This window comes from Pseudoalteromonas sp. NFXS39 (assembly GCF_040148775.1).
GTDB lineage: Bacteria > Pseudomonadota > Gammaproteobacteria > Enterobacterales > Alteromonadaceae > Pseudoalteromonas > Pseudoalteromonas apostichopi.
In genome coordinates, this window is record NZ_JAGDEC010000003.1 from 94,388 (window position 1) to 115,551 (window position 21,164).

21 protein-coding genes and 1 tRNA gene are annotated in these 21,164 nt (G+C 41.1%); 14 read left to right on the top strand and 8 right to left on the bottom strand.

Translation table 11 applies throughout. The annotated features are described in order from the left end of the window. Window positions 1-12: 12 nt before the first annotated feature. The 6 genes from hfq to J3455_RS06655 all read left to right on the top strand — a co-directional run bounded on the left by hfq (window position 13) and on the right by J3455_RS06655 (window position 5,985). Window positions 13-276, top strand: a complete 264-nt coding sequence (gene hfq, locus J3455_RS06630) for an RNA chaperone Hfq (protein WP_130050381.1) — start codon at window positions 13-15, stop codon at window positions 274-276. Window positions 277-293: 17 nt separating this feature from the next. Further along, window positions 294-1,583 (top strand): ribosome rescue GTPase HflX, encoded by a 1,290-nt coding sequence (gene hflX, locus J3455_RS06635; protein ID WP_130050382.1) that lies wholly within the window; start codon window positions 294-296, stop codon window positions 1,581-1,583. A 91-nt stretch (window positions 1,584-1,674) separates the two neighbouring features. After that, complete coding sequence (gene hflK, locus J3455_RS06640) at window positions 1,675-2,841, top strand: FtsH protease activity modulator HflK (RefSeq protein ID WP_130050383.1); 1,167 nt, start codon at window positions 1,675-1,677, stop codon at window positions 2,839-2,841. Window positions 2,842-2,846: 5 nt separating this feature from the next. After that, window positions 2,847-3,725, top strand: coding sequence for a protease modulator HflC (gene hflC / locus J3455_RS06645; protein ID WP_130050384.1), 879 nt, complete (start codon window positions 2,847-2,849; stop codon window positions 3,723-3,725). A 225-nt stretch (window positions 3,726-3,950) separates the two neighbouring features. Then, a complete protein-coding gene (locus J3455_RS06650) occupies window positions 3,951-5,264 on the top strand; it encodes an adenylosuccinate synthase (RefSeq protein WP_130050385.1) in 1,314 nt (437 codons plus the stop codon). A gap of 112 nt (window positions 5,265-5,376) precedes the next feature. After that, window positions 5,377-5,985, top strand: a complete 609-nt coding sequence (locus J3455_RS06655) for a tetratricopeptide repeat protein (protein ID WP_130050386.1) — start codon at window positions 5,377-5,379, stop codon at window positions 5,983-5,985. Window positions 5,986-6,188: 203 nt separating this feature from the next. On the opposite strand, the gene J3455_RS06660 is transcribed toward J3455_RS06655, so the two are convergent. Continuing rightward, a complete protein-coding gene (locus J3455_RS06660) occupies window positions 6,189-8,048 on the bottom strand; it encodes a cation:proton antiporter (RefSeq protein WP_250661334.1) in 1,860 nt (619 codons plus the stop codon). A gap of 918 nt (window positions 8,049-8,966) precedes the next feature. Between J3455_RS06660 and proB the strand changes: the two genes are divergently transcribed. Next, window positions 8,967-10,073 carry a glutamate 5-kinase gene (gene proB, locus J3455_RS06665; RefSeq protein WP_130050388.1) on the top strand — a complete coding sequence of 369 codons (1,107 nt, stop codon included), beginning with the start codon at window positions 8,967-8,969 and terminating at the stop codon, window positions 10,071-10,073. Beyond that, a complete protein-coding gene (locus J3455_RS06670) occupies window positions 10,070-11,317 on the top strand; it encodes a glutamate-5-semialdehyde dehydrogenase (RefSeq protein WP_130050389.1) in 1,248 nt (415 codons plus the stop codon). The genes proB and J3455_RS06670 overlap by 4 nt, the downstream gene beginning before the upstream one ends. A gap of 178 nt (window positions 11,318-11,495) precedes the next feature. Here J3455_RS06670 and J3455_RS06675 read toward each other — a convergent pair. Further along, window positions 11,496-11,571, bottom strand: a tRNA-Ala gene (locus J3455_RS06675). 166 nt (window positions 11,572-11,737) lie between these two features. Between J3455_RS06675 and J3455_RS06680 the strand changes: the two genes are divergently transcribed. Together J3455_RS06680 and J3455_RS06685 are read left to right on the top strand one after the other, a co-directional pair. Then, window positions 11,738-12,124: a putative periplasmic lipoprotein gene (locus J3455_RS06680; protein WP_130050390.1), complete on the top strand. Its 387-nt coding sequence runs from the start codon at window positions 11,738-11,740 to the stop codon at window positions 12,122-12,124. Then, window positions 12,125-12,625 carry a prolyl-tRNA synthetase associated domain-containing protein gene (locus J3455_RS06685; protein ID WP_130050391.1) on the top strand — a complete coding sequence of 167 codons (501 nt, stop codon included), beginning with the start codon at window positions 12,125-12,127 and terminating at the stop codon, window positions 12,623-12,625. It begins immediately after the preceding gene. On the opposite strand, the gene J3455_RS06690 is transcribed toward J3455_RS06685, so the two are convergent. Further along, window positions 12,592-13,728 carry an MFS transporter gene (locus J3455_RS06690; RefSeq protein ID WP_130050392.1) on the bottom strand — a complete coding sequence of 379 codons (1,137 nt, stop codon included), beginning with the start codon at window positions 13,726-13,728 and terminating at the stop codon, window positions 12,592-12,594. The genes J3455_RS06685 and J3455_RS06690 overlap by 34 nt on opposite strands. Before the next feature lie 232 nt (window positions 13,729-13,960). Between J3455_RS06690 and J3455_RS06695 the strand changes: the two genes are divergently transcribed. The 4 genes from J3455_RS06695 (at window position 13,961) to J3455_RS06710 (ending at window position 17,008) form a co-directional block, all read left to right on the top strand. After that, a complete protein-coding gene (locus J3455_RS06695; RefSeq protein WP_130050393.1) occupies window positions 13,961-14,500 on the top strand; it encodes a DUF2058 domain-containing protein in 540 nt (179 codons plus the stop codon). A gap of 103 nt (window positions 14,501-14,603) precedes the next feature. Then, the gene (locus J3455_RS06700; RefSeq protein WP_130050394.1) at window positions 14,604-14,927 is read left to right on the top strand and encodes a c-type cytochrome; all 324 of its coding nucleotides are present in this window, start codon (window positions 14,604-14,606) and stop codon (window positions 14,925-14,927) included. Between the two features lie 128 nt (window positions 14,928-15,055). Beyond that, on the top strand, window positions 15,056-15,823 hold the full coding sequence (locus tag J3455_RS06705; RefSeq protein ID WP_130050395.1) for a class II aldolase/adducin family protein: 768 nt from the start codon (window positions 15,056-15,058) through the stop codon (window positions 15,821-15,823). A gap of 9 nt (window positions 15,824-15,832) precedes the next feature. After that, window positions 15,833-17,008: a mandelate racemase/muconate lactonizing enzyme family protein gene (locus tag J3455_RS06710; RefSeq protein ID WP_167658405.1), complete on the top strand. Its 1,176-nt coding sequence runs from the start codon at window positions 15,833-15,835 to the stop codon at window positions 17,006-17,008. A gap of 81 nt (window positions 17,009-17,089) precedes the next feature. On the opposite strand, the gene J3455_RS06715 is transcribed toward J3455_RS06710, so the two are convergent. The 5 genes from J3455_RS06715 to J3455_RS06735 form a co-directional block, all read right to left on the bottom strand. Continuing rightward, complete coding sequence (locus tag J3455_RS06715) at window positions 17,090-17,461, bottom strand: hypothetical protein (protein WP_175580436.1); 372 nt, start codon at window positions 17,459-17,461, stop codon at window positions 17,090-17,092. An 84-nt stretch (window positions 17,462-17,545) separates the two neighbouring features. Beyond that, window positions 17,546-18,388, bottom strand: coding sequence for an amidohydrolase family protein (locus tag J3455_RS06720; RefSeq protein ID WP_349561386.1), 843 nt, complete (start codon window positions 18,386-18,388; stop codon window positions 17,546-17,548). Beyond that, window positions 18,385-19,110, bottom strand: a complete 726-nt coding sequence (locus J3455_RS06725; protein WP_130052235.1) for an SDR family NAD(P)-dependent oxidoreductase — start codon at window positions 19,108-19,110, stop codon at window positions 18,385-18,387. The genes J3455_RS06720 and J3455_RS06725 overlap by 4 nt, the downstream gene beginning before the upstream one ends. A gap of 9 nt (window positions 19,111-19,119) precedes the next feature. Continuing rightward, window positions 19,120-19,608 carry an FKBP-type peptidyl-prolyl cis-trans isomerase gene (locus J3455_RS06730; protein ID WP_130050399.1) on the bottom strand — a complete coding sequence of 163 codons (489 nt, stop codon included), beginning with the start codon at window positions 19,606-19,608 and terminating at the stop codon, window positions 19,120-19,122. Between the two features lie 64 nt (window positions 19,609-19,672). After that, window positions 19,673-21,151, bottom strand: coding sequence for a LysM peptidoglycan-binding domain-containing protein (locus J3455_RS06735; RefSeq protein WP_502935092.1), 1,479 nt, complete (start codon window positions 21,149-21,151; stop codon window positions 19,673-19,675). Window positions 21,152-21,164: the final 13 nt, after the last annotated feature.

A 21,164-nucleotide genomic window follows, 5' to 3' on the forward strand; every position in this document is an offset into this window, starting at 1 on the left:
AAGGAAAATAACATGGCAAAAGGCCAGTCGTTACAAGACCCATTTTTAAATGCGTTACGTCGTGAGCGCATTCCAGTATCAATCTTTTTGGTTAATGGCATTAAATTGCAGGGTAAAATCCAGTCATTTGACCAATTTGTTATTTTACTTGAAAACACCGTTAATCAAATGGTGTATAAACACGCTATTTCAACTGTTGTTCCAGCGCGTTCTGTTAACTTCCAAGGTGTTCAAGGAAGTGATGATTCAGAAGAGCAAGAACCTGGAAATTTTTAAACTTAGGAGCGTAATGCTTGTTTGACCGTTATGAAGCCGGCGAACAGGCAGTTTTAGTTCATATCGACTTACCTAAAGAGGGGGATCGTGAAGATCTCCACGAATTAGAGTTGTTGGTATCTTCTGCTGGTGTTAGTAGTTTGGCGATTGTGCAAGGCAGTCGTCAAGCACCACATCCGAAACTTTTCGTCGGGACCGGAAAAGCAGAAGAAATCGCTGAAACTGTCAAAATCCACAATGCAGATGTCATCATTTTCAACCATCAACTTAGCCCGTCACAGGAGCGCAACTTAGAACGCGTTTGCCAGTGTCGTGTTCTTGATCGTACGAGTTTGATCCTAGATATTTTTGCGCAGCGAGCGCGTACTCACGAAGGTAAACTTCAGGTTGAGTTAGCTCAGTTACGCCATATTTCTACTCGATTGATCCGTGGTTGGACCCACCTTGAAAGACAAAAAGGGGGGATAGGTTTACGTGGTCCGGGTGAAACCCAGCTCGAAACCGATAGACGATTATTGCGCGCAAGAATTAAAAATATTCGTGCCCGTTTAGATAAAGTCGCTGTTCAACGTGAGCAGGGTAGGCGTGCACGAACGCGAAATGAAATTCCAACGGTTTCACTAGTTGGTTATACCAACGCTGGTAAATCAACGTTATTTAACCGCATTACAGATTCTGATGTGTATGCAGCCGACCAGTTATTCGCAACCCTAGATCCAACCTTACGTAAGTTGGATATTGGTGATATAGGTCCGGTTATTTTAGCTGATACGGTAGGTTTTATACGTCACTTACCGCATGACCTTGTTGCAGCGTTTAAAGCAACCTTAACCGAAACCCGTGAAGCTGATTTGCAGCTACATGTTATTGATGTGGCAGACCCTCGTCGAAAAGAAAATATTGAGCAAGTACAGTCTGTTTTAAAAGAAATTGAAGCAGATGAAGTGCCTCAGTTATTGGTTTATAACAAAATAGATGCACTAGATGACGTTGCGCCACGTATAGATAGAAACGATGAAGGTCAACCAGTACGAGTTTGGTTATCTGCGCGAACAGGCGTAGGCTGTGAGCTACTGTCTGAGGCAATTAATGAGTTACTTGCCAAGAAGATGTTTGCTGATGAACTAAAATTAGCACCACAATATGGTCGTATTCGTGCAGCATTATTTAACTTAAACGCAGTTCATCAAGAGAGTTTCGATGAACAAGGAAACTGGTTACTATCAGTACGCTTACCAATGGCAGACTGGAATCGCTTGAAAAAAGAGATGGGACAAGAGCTCGACTCTTTCGTAGTGACTAATTAAAAATCACCGGCATTTGTCTTTTTTAGTATGAGAAACGCTGTAGATTTGATAGATTTAACCTAATTCATTTAGATAACAATGGAGTATAGCTATGGCCTGGAATGAACCGGGTAATAATGGCAATGATAAAGATCCGTGGAATAATAAAGGCGGAAAAGATCAAGGCCCACCTGATTTAGACGAGGTAATGCGTAAGTTCGGCAACAAGTTTGGCGGTTTATTTGGTGGTAATAAACCAGGTAAAAGCGGCGGCGGACTTGGCGGCGCAGGCATTTCTTTCATCCTCATTATTGCCATCATCGTATGGGCATTAAGTGGTATTTACACGGTAAAAGAAGCTGAGCGCGGTATTGTTTTACAGTTTGGACAATATGACCGTATTGCAGAGCCTGGCTTACGTTGGAAAATGACTTTCATTGAACGTGTGATTCCGGTTGATATAGAAGCGGTTCGCTCTCTATCTGCAAAAGGCTTCATGCTAACCGAAGACGAAAACGTGGTTAATGTTGAGTTTGAAGTACAGTACCGTGTTATCGATCCACACCTTTACAAGTTCAGTGTTACTGATGCTGACCACAGCTTACAACAAGCGCTTGATAGTGCACTACGTTATGTTATTGGCCATGTAAAAATGGACCAAGTGTTAACGACTGGTCGTGAGTTAGTGCGTCAACAAACGTGGGATGAGCTTAACAAAATCATCGAGCCTTACAATCTAGGTATTATTGTGAGCGATGTGAACTTTAAAGATTCACGTCCGCCGGGTGAAGTAAAAGATGCCTTTGATGACGCTATCGCTGCACAAGAAGATGAAGAGCGTTTCATCCGTGAAGCCGAAGCGTACGCTCGTGAAATTGAACCTCGTGCTCGTGGTCAAGTAACACGTATGACACAAGAAGCCGAAGCATACCGTGAACGTATTACACTTGAAGCACAAGGTGAAGTGGCTCGATTTGAAAAGCTATTACCAGAGTATCAAGCGGCAAAAGAAGTTACACGTAATCGCTTATATATTGATGCAATGGAAGAAGTGCTAAGTAACAGCTCTAAAGTGTTAGTTGATGTGAAAGGTGGTAACAATATGCTGTATTTACCACTTGATAAAATCATGGAAAAACAAGGTACAGCGACACGTGTTGCATTACCAAGCTCAAGTGATATTAAAGATCTTCGCAACAAAATAAACACTTCACGTAACAGTACGGTAAATTCAAGTAATGACCGTTTCGCAACTGACCGTTTCAATGAGGGGAGATAAGCAAGATGAAAAATTTTAGTTTAGTAATACTTGCCCTTGCAGTTGTGCTGTCTTTCTCTTCGATTTTTGTTGTACAAGAAGGCGAGAAGGCAATCGTTCTGTTATTCAGCAAAGTTGAAAAAGATAGTAATGACAACGCGGTGGTATATGGTCCAGGATTACACTTAAAAGTGCCTTTCTTTAGCCAAGTACGTCGTTTAGATGCACGTATTCAAACGCTAGATGGTGCACCAGATCGCTTTGTAACAAGTGAGAAAAAAGATTTAATCGTTGATTCATATGTAAAATGGCGAATTAATGACTTTAGTGCTTTTTATCTTCGTGCTCGTGGTGATAAGCAATATGCAGAAACACTACTAAAGCAAAAAGTGAATAATGGCCTGCGTACTAACTTTGGTTCTCGTACTATCAGAGAAATTGTCTCAGGTGAGCGTAGTGAACTGATGGAAGAAGCATTAGTACAAGCTTCTGAAAGTGCACAAGAGCTAGGCATTGAAGTACTTGATGTGCGTGTAAAGCAAATTAACTTACCGCAAGAAGTGAGTAGCTCAATCTTCCAACGTATGCGAGCTGAGCGTACTGCGGTAGCTAAAGAGCACCGTTCTGAAGGTCAAGAAAAAGCTGAAACGATTCGTGCCGAAGTGGACCGTCGAGTCACAGTTATGCTTGCAGATGCTGAGCGTAATGCGCGTACTGTTCGTGGTCAAGGTGATGCAGATGCCGCTGCTATTTACGCGAATGCCTATAGCAAAGATGCAGAATTCTTTGGTTTTGTGCGTAGCTTAGAAGCGTATAAGAAGACTTTCAAAGATAAACAAGACGTGATGGTGCTTTCACCAGATAGCGACTTCTTTAATTATATGAAAGGTACAAAAGCACAGTAACTAAAATTTGTGTGATGAAAAGCCCTGCATTTTGTAGGGCTTTTTTGTTTCTGTGAATGATTAATTTTCATCCTCAACTTTTTTATAAACCTCTGTTCTGCCTGTAGTTGTTGAATTATTAAAGAAGGTAAAAATTCAGGCGCAGAAAAAATAAGCTAAACGGGGTGATCTTTCACCTCGTTTTCTGATAAAATCTCGTCCTAATTTTTTCTAAGTGAATTTGCAATGGGTAAAAACGTTGTTGTACTAGGCACCCAATGGGGTGACGAAGGTAAGGGTAAGGTAGTTGACCTCCTTACAGACAAAGCATCTTTAGTAGTTCGTTATCAAGGTGGTCATAACGCAGGCCATACTCTGGTAATCAACGGTGAAAAGACGGTTTTACACCTTATTCCATCGGGTGTATTACGTGACAATGTTAAGTGTGTGATTGGTAATGGTGTTGTTTTATCACCAGAAGCATTAATGAAAGAAATCGGCATGCTAGAAGAGCGTGGCGTACCAGTACGTGAGCGCTTATTAATCAGCGAAGCATGTCCATTAATTTTACCTTTCCACATTGCATTAGATTTAGCCCGTGAAAAAGCACGTGGCGATAAGCCAATTGGTACTACAGGTCGTGGTATCGGTCCAGCTTATGAAGATAAAGTAGCACGTCGTGGTTTACGTGTAGGTGACTTATTCAACCCTGAACAGTTTGCTAGCAAGCTTAAAGAAGTATTGGAATACCATAACTTCACATTAGAGCATTACTACAAAGCTGAACCAGTTGACTTCCAAAAGACATTTGACGATGCAATGGCTATCGCAGATATCTTAAAAGCAATGGTTGTTGATGTTACTGAGCTTCTTGATCAAACTCGTTTAGCTGGTGATAACATCTTATTTGAAGGTGCACAAGGTACATTACTTGATATCGACCATGGTACATACCCGTACGTAACATCATCAAATACGACTGCTGGTGGTGTAGCAACTGGTGCTGGTTTTGGTCCACTACACCTTGATTACGTATTAGGTATTATCAAAGCATACACGACACGTGTAGGTTCAGGTCCTTTCCCTACAGAGCTTTATGACGGTCTTGATAAACAAGATCCAGTTGGTAAGCACTTAGGTGATAAAGGCCATGAGTTCGGTGCAACGACAGGTCGTTTACGCCGTACAGGTTGGTTAGATGCAGTAGCAATGCGCCGTGCAGTTCAAATCAACAGCATCTCAGGCTTCTGTTTAACTAAACTAGATGTATTAGACGGTTTAGAAACATTAAAAATATGTACTGGTTACCAGTTAGAAGATGGCACTGTAACGAACGTTACACCATTAGCTGCTGAAGGTTACGAGAAAGTAACGCCAGTATACGAAGAAATGCCTGGCTGGTCTGAAAACACAGTAGGTGTAACGTCAGTTGATCAATTACCACAAGCGGCACTTGATTACATCAAACGTATTGAAGAAATCACTGGTGTTCCAGTTGATATTATCTCTACAGGTCCTGACCGTGTAGAGACGATGGTATTACGCAACCCGTTTGCATAATTGCCATAGTGACTAAAAAAGCTGCTTCGGCAGCTTTTTTTGTGCCTAAAATTCACTCTGGAATGATAATTGTATATTATTTGCTAAGACCGACTTTTTTTAAGTGATTTTGATGCGTGTTTTATTGCCTTTAACATTACTCTTTTCCAGCCTGAGCATGGCTGAAGAGCCCATTGCAGCAGTACCTCTGTACTCAGAGAGCGAGTTAATTGGCTTGATCAATAAAAATGCACACCTAGCACGTGTAAAGGCAGATGATTGCCAGTTAGTACAAGATATCGAAGCACGAGCCAATAAAATGGCACTACCATCGTATCAGTTCTTGTATGGTGATATGTTAGCTTATGCGGTGTGTGTAGACCGCAATGTAGAATTAGGGGTTTATTATATGCGTCAGGCCGCTCAACAAGGGCTAAGCGCTGCATTAGAGCAACTTGGCCGCTACTATGATACAGGACGGCTCGTACAGCAAGATAAAGCCATGGCGGTAACCTATCTGCGTGAAGCGTCTGCGCAAGGCAACTTAAAAGCGCAAATGCGTTTAGTAAATCTGTTTAACCAAGGTTATGGCAGTCCACGTGATTATGAAGATGCCTACCGTTGGTTATTTCATTCAATGGTTGCTGATAAAGCTACTCACAAAAAAATCGAAAACTTACTAGCGAAGCTTGCCGAAAAGATGCCAGACAGCGTCGTTGAGCGCGCGCGTTTACCTATGTAGAAACATACAAATAAAAAGGCCAGCTGATGCTGGCCTATTGTTATACCAATCCGCAATAATACTTAATCATTTTGAGGGATTAAACCTGTCGCTACCTGCGTTAAAAATTTCTCATTTAGAACAACTAAATAACGAAATTTTTGCCTTGTTATCAACAAGGTTTTCTTGCCTCAAAATAGACTATTTAATTAAGCGAATTGGTATTATTTCTCTTCTTTACTTTCTTTTGGTTTGCCGTTGTTTGGGTCTTTTAACACCGACAACTTAGGTGGTTGTAGCGCAACGATACGCTCACCTACTTGTGGTGTCTTTTCCATACTTGTCGTAAATGGGCGAATTTTAATTGGTGAATCGTCATCATCATTTTTTTCACCATTTAAAATGAACAGTGGGATTGCTTCGCTATTGATCTCTTTGTATTGCTCCCAACTAAATTCCTCAGAAATGCGAGTTGCACTGACTTTGCCGCCTTTGGCTATTAAGCTACTTAAGCGAGCGTACGCACCATTGTCTCCAAACAAAATCTGACGTGATAAGAACGTCGCACTGTCTTTGTTTGCTTTAGCATGGTTAGTTGAAGAGCGCAGTGAAAACACGTCTTTTTCGTCGAGTAAATGCGAGAAATATTGCACGCCCAATGCGTTGTGATGACGGTTAGGCGATAGCGCTAATACGCTACGAATCGTCGTTAATGGTAAATAACGCTCTGCATGTTCTGATTGCGGGTTACCATAGTAACAAGGTAAGCCGTCCATGCGCGCCATTTTACAGTTTTCCCATGCAGGATCAGACAAGTGCACCGGAATGTTTTGATCTTTTAAGCCACAAGCAATAGCACGTGCTACATGGTTTGCACCAATAATTAATATGGTATTTGGAGCAGGCTGGCGTACTTTTAATAGTTTAGCTAATGGCGTTGCTGTCAGGCTTTGTAGTACCACTGTTACTATGATCACAGTGAATATGAGTGGCACTATTTTTTCGGCGTCGGCAATGCCTGCTTCTACCATACTCAAAGCGAATACAGAGCCTACCGCCGCTGCAACAATGCCTCGTGGCGCAATCCACGATAGCACTAAGCGAGACTTTAGCGGTAAATCGGTTTTAAAGGTTGATATTGCAATACATGCTGGACGTGCCACGAAGAGCACGATAGCTAAGAAAATAAATACATCGCTATGTAGCATCATTAAATCAGATAACTGTAGGCGGGCTGCAAGTAAGATGAATAGCGATGAAATTAAGATCATCGAAAGGTCTTCTTTAAACTCAAGTACTGAGTCAATTTCGAGCTCATCTTGATTAGCAAGCCAAATACCAAATACGGTTACAGCCAATAGACCAGATTCATGACTTAAGTGGTTAGACACAGTAAAACTAATTAAGACTAAAGCTAAAATACCAAATTTATGTAATTCGAAAGGGAGCCATTCGCGGCGTATCAGTAATGTAGTAAGCCAACCTGCAACCACACCAATTGTTAAACCCACCCCTAAAGTTTTAAATAGGGCGATAATGGTATGGCTTAGTACTTCGCCTTGACCTACAAGCATTACAGCTTCGAATACGAGTACAGCGAATAATGCGCCAATTGGGTCTATTACTATGCCTTCCCAGCGTAAAATACGATCGATATCTTGAGTAGGTCTCATAGAGTTTAACAGCGGTGCGATAACCGTAGGACCAGTAACGACAAGAACTGCACCAAGTACAGCGGCAACCCGCCAATTCAGCTCTAAAATCCAATAAGCACTTAGGCTTACCACCAAGCAAGTTGTGATCATCCCGATGGAGCAGAGGTTGCGAACAACCTTGCCGATACCTTTGAGCTCTCTAAAGTGCAGGGTAAGTGAACCCTCGAATAAGATCACCGCTACGCTTAAAGAAACCACAGGAAATAATAAATCCCCTAACAGTGCGTCAGGTTCAAGCACACCACTAAATGGTCCAAGTATTAAACCTGTTAGTAGTAAAAATAAAATAGCCGGTACACGAAACGCCCATGCTACCCACTGTGCTAATACAGAGCACAAGGCGATCCCTGCTATATAAATTGCTGACATAGAATGAATTATCCTTTAGTTACTACTATTTAAAAAATACCAACACCTTAGATAATCGTGTTTGAAGACGATAAACAGCCGCTGAACTTTTAAAAAATACTTATCTATTAAAGCCTACTCACCGTCATGGATACAAGCAAACTTGTTGCTTCAAATACGATTTTAGTCGTTATTACTACTTTTTGGGCTATTTTGAAAACAAAAATCTGATTTGTTAATGAAAAATCATCAGGTCGAAGATGTTGCGTCCTAAGTTACTGTTAAAAAAAGTCTATTTTTACCATTTATGGTAAGTATAAAAGCCATGATTACTTTTTACACTTGATCTTTGACCCTGATTTCCCGTATTATATTTCGTGTTCAAACAATTTGATATCTAAATATTTATAAGCGTTGTCTTATACTTTCAGAGTTCTACCTCTAAATAATCAATTGTTTGTAACAGTTTTAGTGTTTTATACACTTTGTTTTCTAATTAAATAGAAATGAGCTTGTTAGTGTTCAGTATGTATTTATTACGTGTTGAATAGAATTAAAGTTCATTATCTGGTCAATGTTTAGCTCCCATCGTGGCAGCTAAATCTCGGTCATACAATCTACACCCTATCTGTTGGTGTACCAGATTGTATAGGCTCTATGTATGTTGTTATTAATAAAAGCCGCACACAGCTTTTTACAGCGATACATAAACAACACTTATCTTTTTTTATCAACTTATGGTTTATAACCGTTTGGTCTACTGACTGAATAAAAGTTGTGCTATATCTAATCGCAGTATTTGCGTGGCGTAGTCGTGTGCATAGATAAGTCGTTTGGCAAAGTGATAATAGTCAGTGCGTTTAGTTGTGCTAAACGCGAGTCTTTTAATCAGTGGCAAATTGGCACTGAACAGATAGTAAAATGGAAAGTTGAACAGTTATGCAAAAGTTAAATTGGCGACGTATAGTACTAAAAGTAGGTAGCGCATTAATCGCACCCGAACAAGACGGGTGTCGCTCACGTTATTTACTGACCATTGCACAGTTCATCGTTCGCTGTCGAGCGCAAGGTATCGAAGTGATTTTAGTATCATCAGGTTCGGTAGCTGCTGGTTCGCATTTATTCCCAGAACAAGAAAAACGTTCAGTGACGATGAAAAAAGCAATGGCTGCTGCCGGTCAAACAGAAATGATGGCAATGTGGGATCGATTTTTTGATTTTCCTTCGGCACAGATTTTATTAACCCACGGTGACTTACGTGACCGTGAGCGTTATACCAGTATTCGTGAAACAGTTTTCACCTTACTTGAACATGGTGTATTACCTATCATTAATGAGAATGACACGGTAACGACCGATGATTTAAAAGTTGGCGACAATGATAACCTGTCGGCAATGGTCGCCGCAGCTGCGGATGCAGATGCATTGATGATTTTTTCGGATGTTGATGGTCTTTATGACAAAAATCCGAATTTACATGAAGATGCTGTGTTGCTTCCTGAAATTGAAAATATTGATGAATCAATTTATGCCATGGCCGGTTGTGCAACCAGTGCCGTTGGTACAGGTGGTATGAAAACGAAAATTGAAGCGGCTGAAAAAGCCACTTCACATGGTATTACAACTTTTATCTTAAATGGTTTTAAAGAAGAGACGTTTAATCGACTACTAGCGGGTGACAACCCAGGTACTATCTTCACACCATATGAAAAACCAATGCAAGAGGCTGTGCATTGGATGACTCACACAGCGAATGAGCAAGGTGAGGTTGTAGTTGAAGGTTCATTTGATGAATCATTAAAAGATGAAGACGGCTGTATTCGTAGCGACGAGATCGTTGCGGTGCACGGAGAATTTGGCGTAGGCGATACTATACTAGTTCGTAGTGATGATGGTACGCGTCTAGCAAAAGCAACAGCGAATTACAGTAGCTGTTTATTGAATTTTATTGCTGACAACGAGCAAAGTGAATTTAGCGAAAAAATGCAAGATTCAATCGGCCCAGTTGTTTCAGAGAAAGATATCGCATTATTGGAGAAGTCATGAGTTTAATTACGGATATTTCGAGTCAAGCTGCCAAAGCTGCAACCCAGTTAGCTTTACTTGATACTGCTACTAAGAATCAAGTTTTAGCTGAGATGGCACAGGCATTACGTGAAAGCAAAGCCTTTATCATCAAAGAAAACGAAAGCGATTTAGCGGCAGCACGTGATAATAACCTTGCTGCATCTATGATTGACCGATTAACGCTTAACGATGAGCGTATTGAAGCTATGGCTGAAGGTATTGAAGTCATTGTTAGTCTTGATGATCCTGTGGGTCAATTACGCGAAATTTCAGAGCGCCCGAATGGTATCAAGATCAGCAAGATGCGCGTACCACTTGGTGTTGTGTGCATGATTTATGAAGCACGTCCAAATGTGACGGCTGATGCTGGTGCATTATGCTTTAAATCAGGTAATGGTGTTATTTTACGTGGTGGTAAAGAAGCACTACGTAGTTCACAAGCGATCGCTAGTGTGATGCACAAAGTACTTGAGAAGCATGGTTTACCAGCAGCGTTGATTTCAGTGATCCCAGATCCAGACCGTGGTCTACTAATGGAACTGATGCAACAACGTGACACTATTGATTTAATCATCCCGCGTGGTGGTGAGGGTTTAATTAATTTTGTAACAGAAAACAGTACCATTCCAGTAATTCAGCACTTTAAAGGTGTTTGTCACCTTTATGTCGATAAAGACGCTGATCTGAATGTCGCTATCAACTTATTATTAAATGGTAAAACTCAGCGTACCGGTGTGTGCAATGCCCTAGAAGGTTTAGTGGTACACCAAGATATTGCAGATGAGTTTTTAAATCTATGTGCAGTGGTACTTCGTCAAGAAGGCGTAAAAGTAAACGCAGATGCTAAAGCTGCTGAATACTTTGATAATGCTACTGTGCTTGCTGATGATGAATTTGGTGAAGAGTATTTAGATTTAGAAATCGCAATCAAAGTTGTGCCTGATTTTGCTGGTGCAATTGATCATATTGCTAAGTTTGGTTCAAACCACACTGAAGTGATTTGTACTAAAGACCAAGCTGCGGCTGAGCTATTCCAACGCAGCGTTGATGCCTCTGTTGTGATGGTTAATGCGTCATCGCGTTTTTCTGATGGTTCACAGCTAGGTCTAGGTGCAGAGATTGGTATTGCGACAACTAAGCTACATGCTTACGGTCCAATGGGTCTTGAGTCACTTACGACTGAAAAATACTTAGTGAATGGCGAAGGTCAAATTCGTGAGTAACCGATAACAAGTGATCATTTTAAAAGCCGGGCTCTGCTCGGTTTTTTTATGTCTAAAATCTAAAACAAGTTTACTTTAATAAAGTAAAACGTATAAACGACTAGAAATATAAAAATTGGTTAGATAACTTAGTTTTGATTATTAAATTCGGCAGGTTGCCTAAAGAAAGGTAGGAAAGTGGTGGAGCTAAGCAGGATCGAACTGCTGACCTCCTGCGTGCAAGGCAGGCGCTCTCCCAGCTGAGCTATAGCCCCACATTCCTAAAATACAGGATGCTTAAGTCTTGCGTCTCAAGCGGGGTGAACTTTAAATATTTTTACATATTTGGTCAAGTATTTTTTTTAAAATGTTCGAATTTTTACTCTATTGTTTTATTTTTGGTAGACTAAAGCGCATTCACTGTACAAGGCTTATCCAATAATGAAAAAAATAGCATGGCTTTTGGTTGTTTTACTTACCGGTTGCGCAAGCCAAGGAGAAGCACCTCCATTTGAAATTAATAATAAGCAGTTTTATGAAAAAAATGACGACCAAGGCAATAAAATTTTTGCCTATGTGGTGTCAGTTAAAGCACAAGGAAGACAGCCAATTAACCTTGATAAGCCAATGACACGCAGGCAGTTTAAAGACTTTGCCGAGCAAGAAGTATTTGAAGAATCGAGCAACTTAAAACTTATGCTCGAAGATCAAGCGGTCGAATTATTAAATAAAGAACTTAAAGAACGGAAGTACTGCGACGATAAACACGTTATTGACGAAGTATTATGGCGTGATTTAAGTGTGCAATTACGAGGACGTTGTTTGTAAATGTATGCAGATAAAAATAAGTTAGCTGCTACGCTAGCTCAATTAGATATTAACTATGATGTGATTGAGCATCCACCGTTACATGGTAGTTTAGATGCCGATAAATTTATGCTCGATAGACCGGGCACACGATTAAAAAACCTGTTTTTACGAGATAACGAAGGCAAGCGGCATTTTTTAGTGATCACTGCCCATGACAAGCAGCTTGACTTAAAAGCCATTGCTCAGCAGCAAGGGTTATCTCGTTTAGGATTTGCATCTGATGAGCGGTTAGCGCGTTATCTGAAAGTGCCACCGGGCTGTGTTTCTATGCTGGCACTTTTAAACGACAAACAAAATAATGTTACCCTTTGGCTAGACCAAGAAATTTGGTTCAACGAGCTTTTTCATTGTCACCCTTTTGAAAATACCGCGACATGGTTGATGAAAAAAGATGACTTAGAGCTATTTTTTGCAAGTACCGGGCATCAGCCTCGTATCGTATTTCTTCCAGCCAAATAAACTAAGCTTAAACCCACTAAGCAAACTAAAAGTAGCACGGTCATAAAGGCAACTTGGCCGTGTTGCTGATATACCAGTCCAGGCAATAACGAACCGAGTGCGCCACCGCTGTAATAAAACGATACATAACCCCCATTGGTGACACTTGCAGGTGCACTGCTGATTTTATTTACTAATGGCGCCGCACTTGAGTGGATCACGAACATTGCGCCACAAAAGCCGGTAAAAGCAATAACAAAAAGTATTAACTGCTGACTCATCAGTAGCACCATGGTCAGACTGTAGAATACAAATACCCAAGTTAATAAACGCCAAGGTGTTGATGACTTTCGTAACAGCCAAGGTGTAGCTATGGATGCGAGTGCACCAAGCAAGTAACCGCTGTAAACCAGCCCGATGTCTCGGGTATTAGTGATAGCAAAACTGTCTTGTAGGATGAAAGGTAAATAATTCAATAGCGCTGCAAAGCAAAAGAACATACAAAAAATCGCTCCATATAGCTTTAATACCTGCGGATCTTTTAATTGTTTTAGATACAACAGAGGCGATTTGGCTGCATGAATGCTCGCACCTTTGCTTGATTTTGGAATGGTGATTGCAAACAGTACTAACCCTAACGCAATCACATAATAAAAGCTTTGCCAGCTCAAAAAGTCAGTAAATAAGGCCGCGAGTATACGTCCAAAGTAACCGCCGACGATGGTGCTGCCAATGTATAGGGTCATATTACGCTGTAATTGGTCGGCCTGATAAGTTACACCAATATAACTGGTCATGGCTGTGAGAGCCGCTGGGAGAGTGAGCCCTTGAATAAAGCGAACCAGTAATAGCAATTCAAAACTAGGTGCTAAGGTAAAAGCGACACAGCTTATTGCTAGCACAAACATAGCAATCTTTAAAATTGTTAACGGATTTCGTTTTGCTAAAAACAAGCCATACACTAAAGGGGCGATAGCCAATGGCAGCATGGTCGCTGTCATTAAGCTACCTGCAGTGGCTGGCAATACAGAAAAATAGTTGGCAAATAATCCAAGCAAGGGTTGTGGGGCGTATAAAACAAAGAAAATAAATACAGAGCAAAGTAACAAATGTCGCAGCTGCATTTTAAGCTCCCGAGAGGAAAAGCCCTAGCTTATCGGGTACAGGGTTTTTTACAAGTTCAAAGGCGACTAAAATTATAAATCTTGCGTTAAATCAATATGTCATGATTTCATCGCGTGTTAATCTCACTGCAATATACTCGATTGCTGTGAATCAAGTGGGCTCAGTACTGTTATTTGTTGGCAGAGCTGATTAAAATAACCCTAATACGCATTAATAAATTGGAATTTCGTCATGGGTTCATTACAAGATCAATTACTTAAGGCTGGCCTTACTACTTCACACAAAGCTAAAGTAGCCAAAACAGAGAAGCGCAAGCAGCAAAAGAAGAAAAAGAAAGGCGCAACGAGTAATCCTAGCGATCTACAAAAACATATAGAGCAAACTAAGCTAGAGCAACAGAAAAAAGCTGATGAGCTTAATCAAGCGCGTTTAGAAGAGCAGAAACAACGTGAGCAAGTGGCTCGCGTTAAGCAGATTTTAGAGCATCACAATCAAGAAGAGATCCGTGGAGATCGTACATTTAACTTCACTTATCAAAATAAAGTGAAAGAGCTCGAAGTAAACGAAAAAACACAGAAGGCCCTAGCTGGTGGCCGTTTAGCAATTTGTGTTTTAGAAGGCCAATTTTTTGTACTGGAAGACGAACCAGCACGAAAAGTCGCTGAAGTCAGCGAAGATTATATAGTGTTCCATGTTGAGCCTGAAGATAAGCAAAAGGATGAAGATGATCCGTATGCTGATTTTGAAGTGCCTGATGATTTAATTTGGTAGTTATTGTTTCGATTGCCATTACAATTTTCGGGTGCAATATTGTTAAATCATGGTCTACACTAAAGAAAATGTTTAATAACCCGTCAAAAAAGAGAAGATACAAATGAGCAAGATCACGAAAATTTTATGTGGGGCTGGCATTGCAATGGCTGCAAGCCTATCTTTTAATACTATGGCTGCCGATGGTGCAACACTTTACACAGCTAAGCTTTGTCAAACTTGTCATGGTGCAGAAGGTAAAGCACCTATCATGCCTCAGTACCCTAAGTTAAACGGTCAAAATAAAGAGTACTTACTAGCCCAAATGAAAGATATCAAATCAGGTGCGCGTAGTAACGGTATGACTGCTGCAATGAAAGCGATGGTTGCAAATGTTTCTGAAGAAGAAATGTCTGCAATTGCTGATTACTTATCGCAAGTAAAATAAGCGCTAATTGAGTGAAAAAGGCCACATCAATTGATGTGGCCTTTTTGTATCAACTATTGAACATCCATTAATAGTAATTTAGACTTCTATACATCTATTTGTGTAGTGTCACATATACAAGGTTTTCCATGTTTGACTTACCAAAACTCGATTTAAAAAATAAAGTATCTGAACAAGAATGGCAGCTACGTGTTGATCTAGCTGCATGCTATCGTTTAGTTGATCATTTTCGATGGGGTGATTTAATTTACACCCACCTATCGGCGCGTTTACCAGGCACAGATCACTATTTAGTTAATGCATTTGGTTTAAGTTTTGACGAAGTGACTGCATCAAATCTTGTGAAGGTAGATTTAGCTGGCAATATTCTTGATGACACGCCGTTTAAAATTAATCCGGCAGGTTTTACCATTCACAGTGCTATTCATGAAGTACGTGATGACGCTCACTGTGTAATTCATTTACATACAAAAGAGACCATTGCCGTTGCAACGCAAGAAAAAGGCCTGTTACCACTAAGCCAATACTCAATGTTCTCATTACCATCATTGTCTTATCATGGCTACGAAGGGTTAGCGGTAAACAGTGACGAGAAAAAGCGTTTACAGGATGACTTAGGCACCACTAATCACATGCTATTGGTTAACCATGGTGGCTTAACCGTGGGACCAACAGTAGGTGATGCCTTTATGCGCTTTTATGATTTGCAGCGCGCCTGTGAAATTCAATTGGCTATTCAAGCCAGTGGCCAAACGGCAATCCCAGTACCACAACCTATTATCGATAATATTTATAATCAAGCGAATGTCGTGCATAGCGGCAGCACCGGTGGCCAGTTAGCTTGGCCAGCAATGCTACGTAAAGCTTATCGTCTTGATCCTAGTTTTGCTCAGTAAGGAGTAGCCATGAAAGTTAATCGCGTCGAAGTGTTCGATATTCATTGTCCAGAAAGACCAGCTTGGACACCTGTTTTTGTGCGTATTCACACTGATGAAGGTATTAGCGGTGTGGGGGAAGCGGGTCTTGCTTATGATTTAGGTCATAGCGCAGCAGCGGCAATGATCAAAGAAATGGCTGATGCCTTTTTAATTGGTCATGACCCATTTCAAACAGAAAAACTGTGGTCACGAATGCTACGCGAAAGCTTTTGGGGTTTAGGTGGTGGTCCTGTTGTGTATGCAGCAATGAGCGCCATTGATACTGCGCTTTGGGATATAAAAGGTAAAGCATTAGGTTTACCTGTTTATCAGCTATTAGGCGGTAAAGTTAACGATAAGCTACGTACTTACGCATCACAATTACAGTTTGACTGGGACAGCGAATTTAAAGCGCTTGTTCACCCAGAAGAATACGCAGAAGCAGCGCTTAAGGCGATGGCTGAAGGTTATGATGCGGTAAAAGTTGATCCAATTCAGTACGATAAAAACGGCAATACTTATTATGATCGTACTAACATTATTTCTCGTGCAGAAATGAAGTTATATCGTGCGCGTATGCAAGCTATTCGTGAAGCGGTCGGTGACGAAGTTGATATTATTTTTGAATGTCACAGCTTACCAGGTGCGACATCAGCAATTCAAATAGGTGAGATTGCTGAAGAGTTCGATTGTATGTATTACGAAGAGCCAGTGAACTACTTAAATCATTCATTACATGCAAAAGTTGCCGACAAAGTTGCCGTGCCAATTGCGGGCGGTGAACGTTTGTATAATCGCTGGGGTGTGCGTCCATACCTAGAAGATCAAAGTATTGACGTACTACAGCCAGACTTAGGTCTATGTGGTGGTTTCACAGAAACTAAAAAAGTGTGTGATTATGCAGATATTTTCGATGTGCGCATTCAAGCTCACGTGTGTGGTGGACCAGTAGCAACCGCAGCTTCGTTACACCTAGAAACCGCAATTCCTAACTTCTTAATTCACGAACATCACACCTATGCGATTAAAAAGTGGAACCGTGAGTTATGTATTCAAGATCCACAGCCTAAAAATGGTTTCTTCCAAGTATCAGAAGAGCCAGGGATCGGTATTGAGCTGAATGACGAAGTTGTTATGCGCTCACAGCGTGTTGAGATTAAGTAACAATCGATAATACTATTAAGTTAAATATTATATATAAAAAGCCCGTAAGGGCTTTTTTTATATTTACTTTTTAGGTTGAAATTAATCAACCGCTTTGCATTTAACCAAAGGCAGTGGCTCGGTTGCTTTGCTGTCTAAGTGACGAACAAAACACATTTGGTTTTTTATTAACAGCTCAAAACGTTCAGGCATATCTGGGTAAGACCCATGGTTGGACTTCTCTGGTATAGCAGCGTTATTCAAGCTTTCAATAACAAGTATGCTGCTATTGATAAACGCATCTTCGGCTACGTTAACAGGCTTACTGTGCATTAGCCTTGCTATGCCAAGTGCTATTAGCTCACTTTGCGGCTCTGTTAGCCGTGCATGTTGTAGTTTTGGAGTGGGTTCTTGCTTAGAACTACAGCCAAATAAGACACTAACTAGTATAAGGCTGGTAATAGAGGCTTTCATTAATACTCCTGAACAAGCAAACAGATTTTAGACTTGATGCTTGTTCGCTTTATAAGTTTTAACTTTATTGAATATAGCTATTTTTTAAACAATTTGATAGATTTCACGGGCGTTTTTATAGCTTAGTTTTTGCCATAAACTCTGCTCGGAGCACAATGAGTGATAGTGATGCCAACAGTTTTCGTAACTGGTATATATTTGGCAAACAGGGAAATTACTTGCAAACATCACACGATGTTCACCAAAGTACTTAACTAAATTATTAACCAGCCAAAGGTGTTTGTTTACGGCTATTTGCGTGAATTCTAAGCCTGAGAACTTTATCGCGATATTATCGCAGTGGCTGAGTTTAATGATTGCTTCAAGCCATGTTTTCTCATCACTAATAAAGCCTAAATGATTAATAACCACACGTAATGATGGCAGGGCGGTGCAATACTTAATAAGCTGCTCAGTTGTCTGCATGTTTTCAATTTCAAACTGTGCTTCAAAGTGTAAATTTTCGCCTGCGAGCATGGCTAGGTTGTCTTGGCAGTGAGGAGTTAATAAGCGCTTGGCTTCATCACCTTCGGTTATATCGCGAATACCAACCAAAGATGGATGATCTAACTCATTGAGTGACGCTTCAAAGTGTTTGGTAGATGCGTCAATCACACTGTAGCTGATTGCTCGATAGGGAATGTCATTTAAATGCGTTGCAAGCCAATTAAGCTCATTCACTGGCGCTTGATTATCAAAGCCAGCTTCAATATGCACCAAGGCTTCTAGTTGAAATGGACAAGCGGCTTTAAGTTCTGAGCTAGTAATTTGCTTTTTAATTTTATCTAGATTTGGCCAAGAGGGGGGATTGCTACCTTGTAGCCAAGTGTATTGACCCTCAGTGAGGTTAAAAAAGTGCACATGGGGGTCAATTATTTTGTCGCTCATTGCGTGGTGTATCCACCATCAATACTTTGTAAGCTACCAGTAATAAAGCTCGCTTCTGGGCTTATTAAAAAGTTCACCAAAGCAGCAATTTCTTCTGGTTGACCTAAACGCCCTAGCGGTTGCAGCGCGGCTTCTTCAGCAACAACCTCTGCTTTATCGGCACCACTGCGTTTACAGTAGGCATCAATCGCATTATGAAACAGTGGTGTTTCTATTGTACCCGGACACACTGCGTTAGCACGAATATTAAACGCGGCATAATCGAGTGCTGTCGTTTTTGCCATGGAAGCTAGCGCGTGCTTGGTTAGGTTATAAGCAAACGAGTTTGGTTTGCCAATAATTGCCTGATCAGAGGCAACCAACACGATACTGCCGCTTTGCTGGATTTTCATACTAGGTAATACGGCTTGAATTGCTGCATAGGCACCTTTCACATTGAGCGCAAACAGGGCATCAAACGTTGCTTCATCGGTGTTTTCAATGTTGGCACTTAGATGACGACCCGCATTAGAGATTAAGGCATCGACACGGCCCGTCTGTGCAATGATATCGGTGATAACCGATTTCACCTGCTGAGTATCACTGACGTCACAGTGGTGATAATTGCCCTCAGACGGGGTGATATCTAAGTTGTAAACGGTGTATGCTTCACGTTCTAAACGCTCTACTATAGCTTTGCCTATGCCTTTACTGCCACCTGTGACAATTGCAACGTTTGTCATCATTTACCCTTAGTGGCTGTGGCCACAACCGCCTTCACCGTGCACGTGGCCGTGTGATAATTCGTCGGCTGTTGCTTGGCGAACATTGACTACTTCAACATCAAATGTCAGGGTTTTACCTGCAAATGGGTGGTTTAAGTCACAATCTGCATTGAAGCGACCCACTTTAACGATAGTCACTTGGTGACGGCCTTGGTTAGAATGAACAATAGCAGTCATACCTGGCTTCCACACTTTTGTGTTGCCTTGTAAGTGCTTAAGTGGAATACGTTGGATTAGGTTGTCAACGCGCTCACCGTAAGATTCGCTAGGCTCAAGTGTTACGCTGAAGTTATCACCAGCTGCTTTACCTTCAAGCGCTTTTTCAAGACCCGGAAGCATGCCTTCAGTACCATGGATATATGAAAGTGGCTCGCCATCTTTACTTGATTCGACTTGCTCGCCTGCTTCACTAAGTGTGTAGTGAAATTCAACCACTGCGTCTTTACTGATTTGCATGTTATTTCTCTTTAGAATTTAAAATATAGGCGGTGATTTTACGCTAACCGTTAAGACTGAGCAATCAAGGCTTTTTCAACGAGCCTTCTATTCTTGACAGCATGGCTTCACTGGTTGGCGTTTGTCGCTCTGCAGGTTTTGCTTGCGGTAAGTGAAGTGTCAAAATCGTGCCTGGTCTTAATATGCTGGTGGCACTCAGTTTATTCCAAGTTGCAATGTCTTTGTGTGGCACGTCGTATAATTGGCTGATACTCCAAATTGAGTCACCTGGCTTTACTAGGTAATCAACCGCAATGGTTGCGATAGTTTCTTCATGCTGTTCGAGGTAGGGGCTAATATTGTAATCAACCAGTAATGATTCTGGCATGGTTTGTGGCTGTGATAAACGCAACTGCTCACCAACTTTGATTAGGTTGCTTGTTTTGCTATTGAGTGCTTTTAGATCCTTTACAGACATATTAAAGCGTCTAGAAAGACTGTAAAGAGTATCGCCTTTTTGCACTATATACTCACCAGCAAAGTTATTGCGAAACAATTTGCTTTGTAATAGCGTACGCAGGTCAAGAGGCAATAGCAGGGTATGTGGACCATTCGGGGAGCTTTGGTTTTTTAAATATCCTGGATTTAATTTATGGAGCTGGTTATGTCCCACGCCAGATAAGTTAGCTATTACTGAAAAATCAAACTGCTGGCCAACATCAAACTCAGTAGTGAGTGCTTTATTAACCAATTTAGGCCGTTTTAAGCCTTGCTCAGGATGTTTCAGTAAATAACTTAGTGCTAATAGTTTAGGAATATAATCGGCAGTTTCTTTTGGTAAAGATAACGACCAATAGTCAGTTTTTTTACCTATTTTTTTATTCTTTTCAATGGCTTTTTTTACACGTCCCTCGCCACTGTTGTAAGCGGCAAGTGCATGTAACCAGTCACCATCAAAGCGCTTGTGTAAGTAACTTAAATAAGCCAAAGCGGCATCGGTTGAGGCGAGAATATCTTGGCGTCCGTCATACCATTGATCGCTTTGTACGCCAAAATGATAAGCTGTTGCGCCAACAAGTTGCCAAACACCTACAGCATTCTTTGATGAGCTTACTGTCGGTCTAAAATCACTCTCGACAAATGGCAGCAAGGCCAGCTCCATAGGTAGCTTTTGTTGTTCGATCCGTGTCACGATATGATACAAGTAAGGTGCTGCACGTTTGTTTACTTTTATGAGGTAATGAGGCTGTTTTAAATACCATTTTACACGTGCAGAAGTATGCTTATTAGTTTGAAAGACGAGTGTTAAATTGTTGGCGATATGCTGCCAAAGATCGTTCGAACGAGGTGTTGGTAACGGAGTGTCACCAGCTGGCAGTGGCGCAACTGTAGCGGGTGGTTCAACAGCTGTTGAAGCCACATAGTCACTAGTTGCTTGCTGGGTTGCTAAGTCGGGCTCATAATGGTTAAAAACCGCTGGCCTTTCCCGCTCATCTGTTTTCTGCTGAGTTAGTTGGCATCCCTGTAGACCAATAACTAAGCTCAGCCAAAGTAAATATCTCAAACTTACTCGAGCC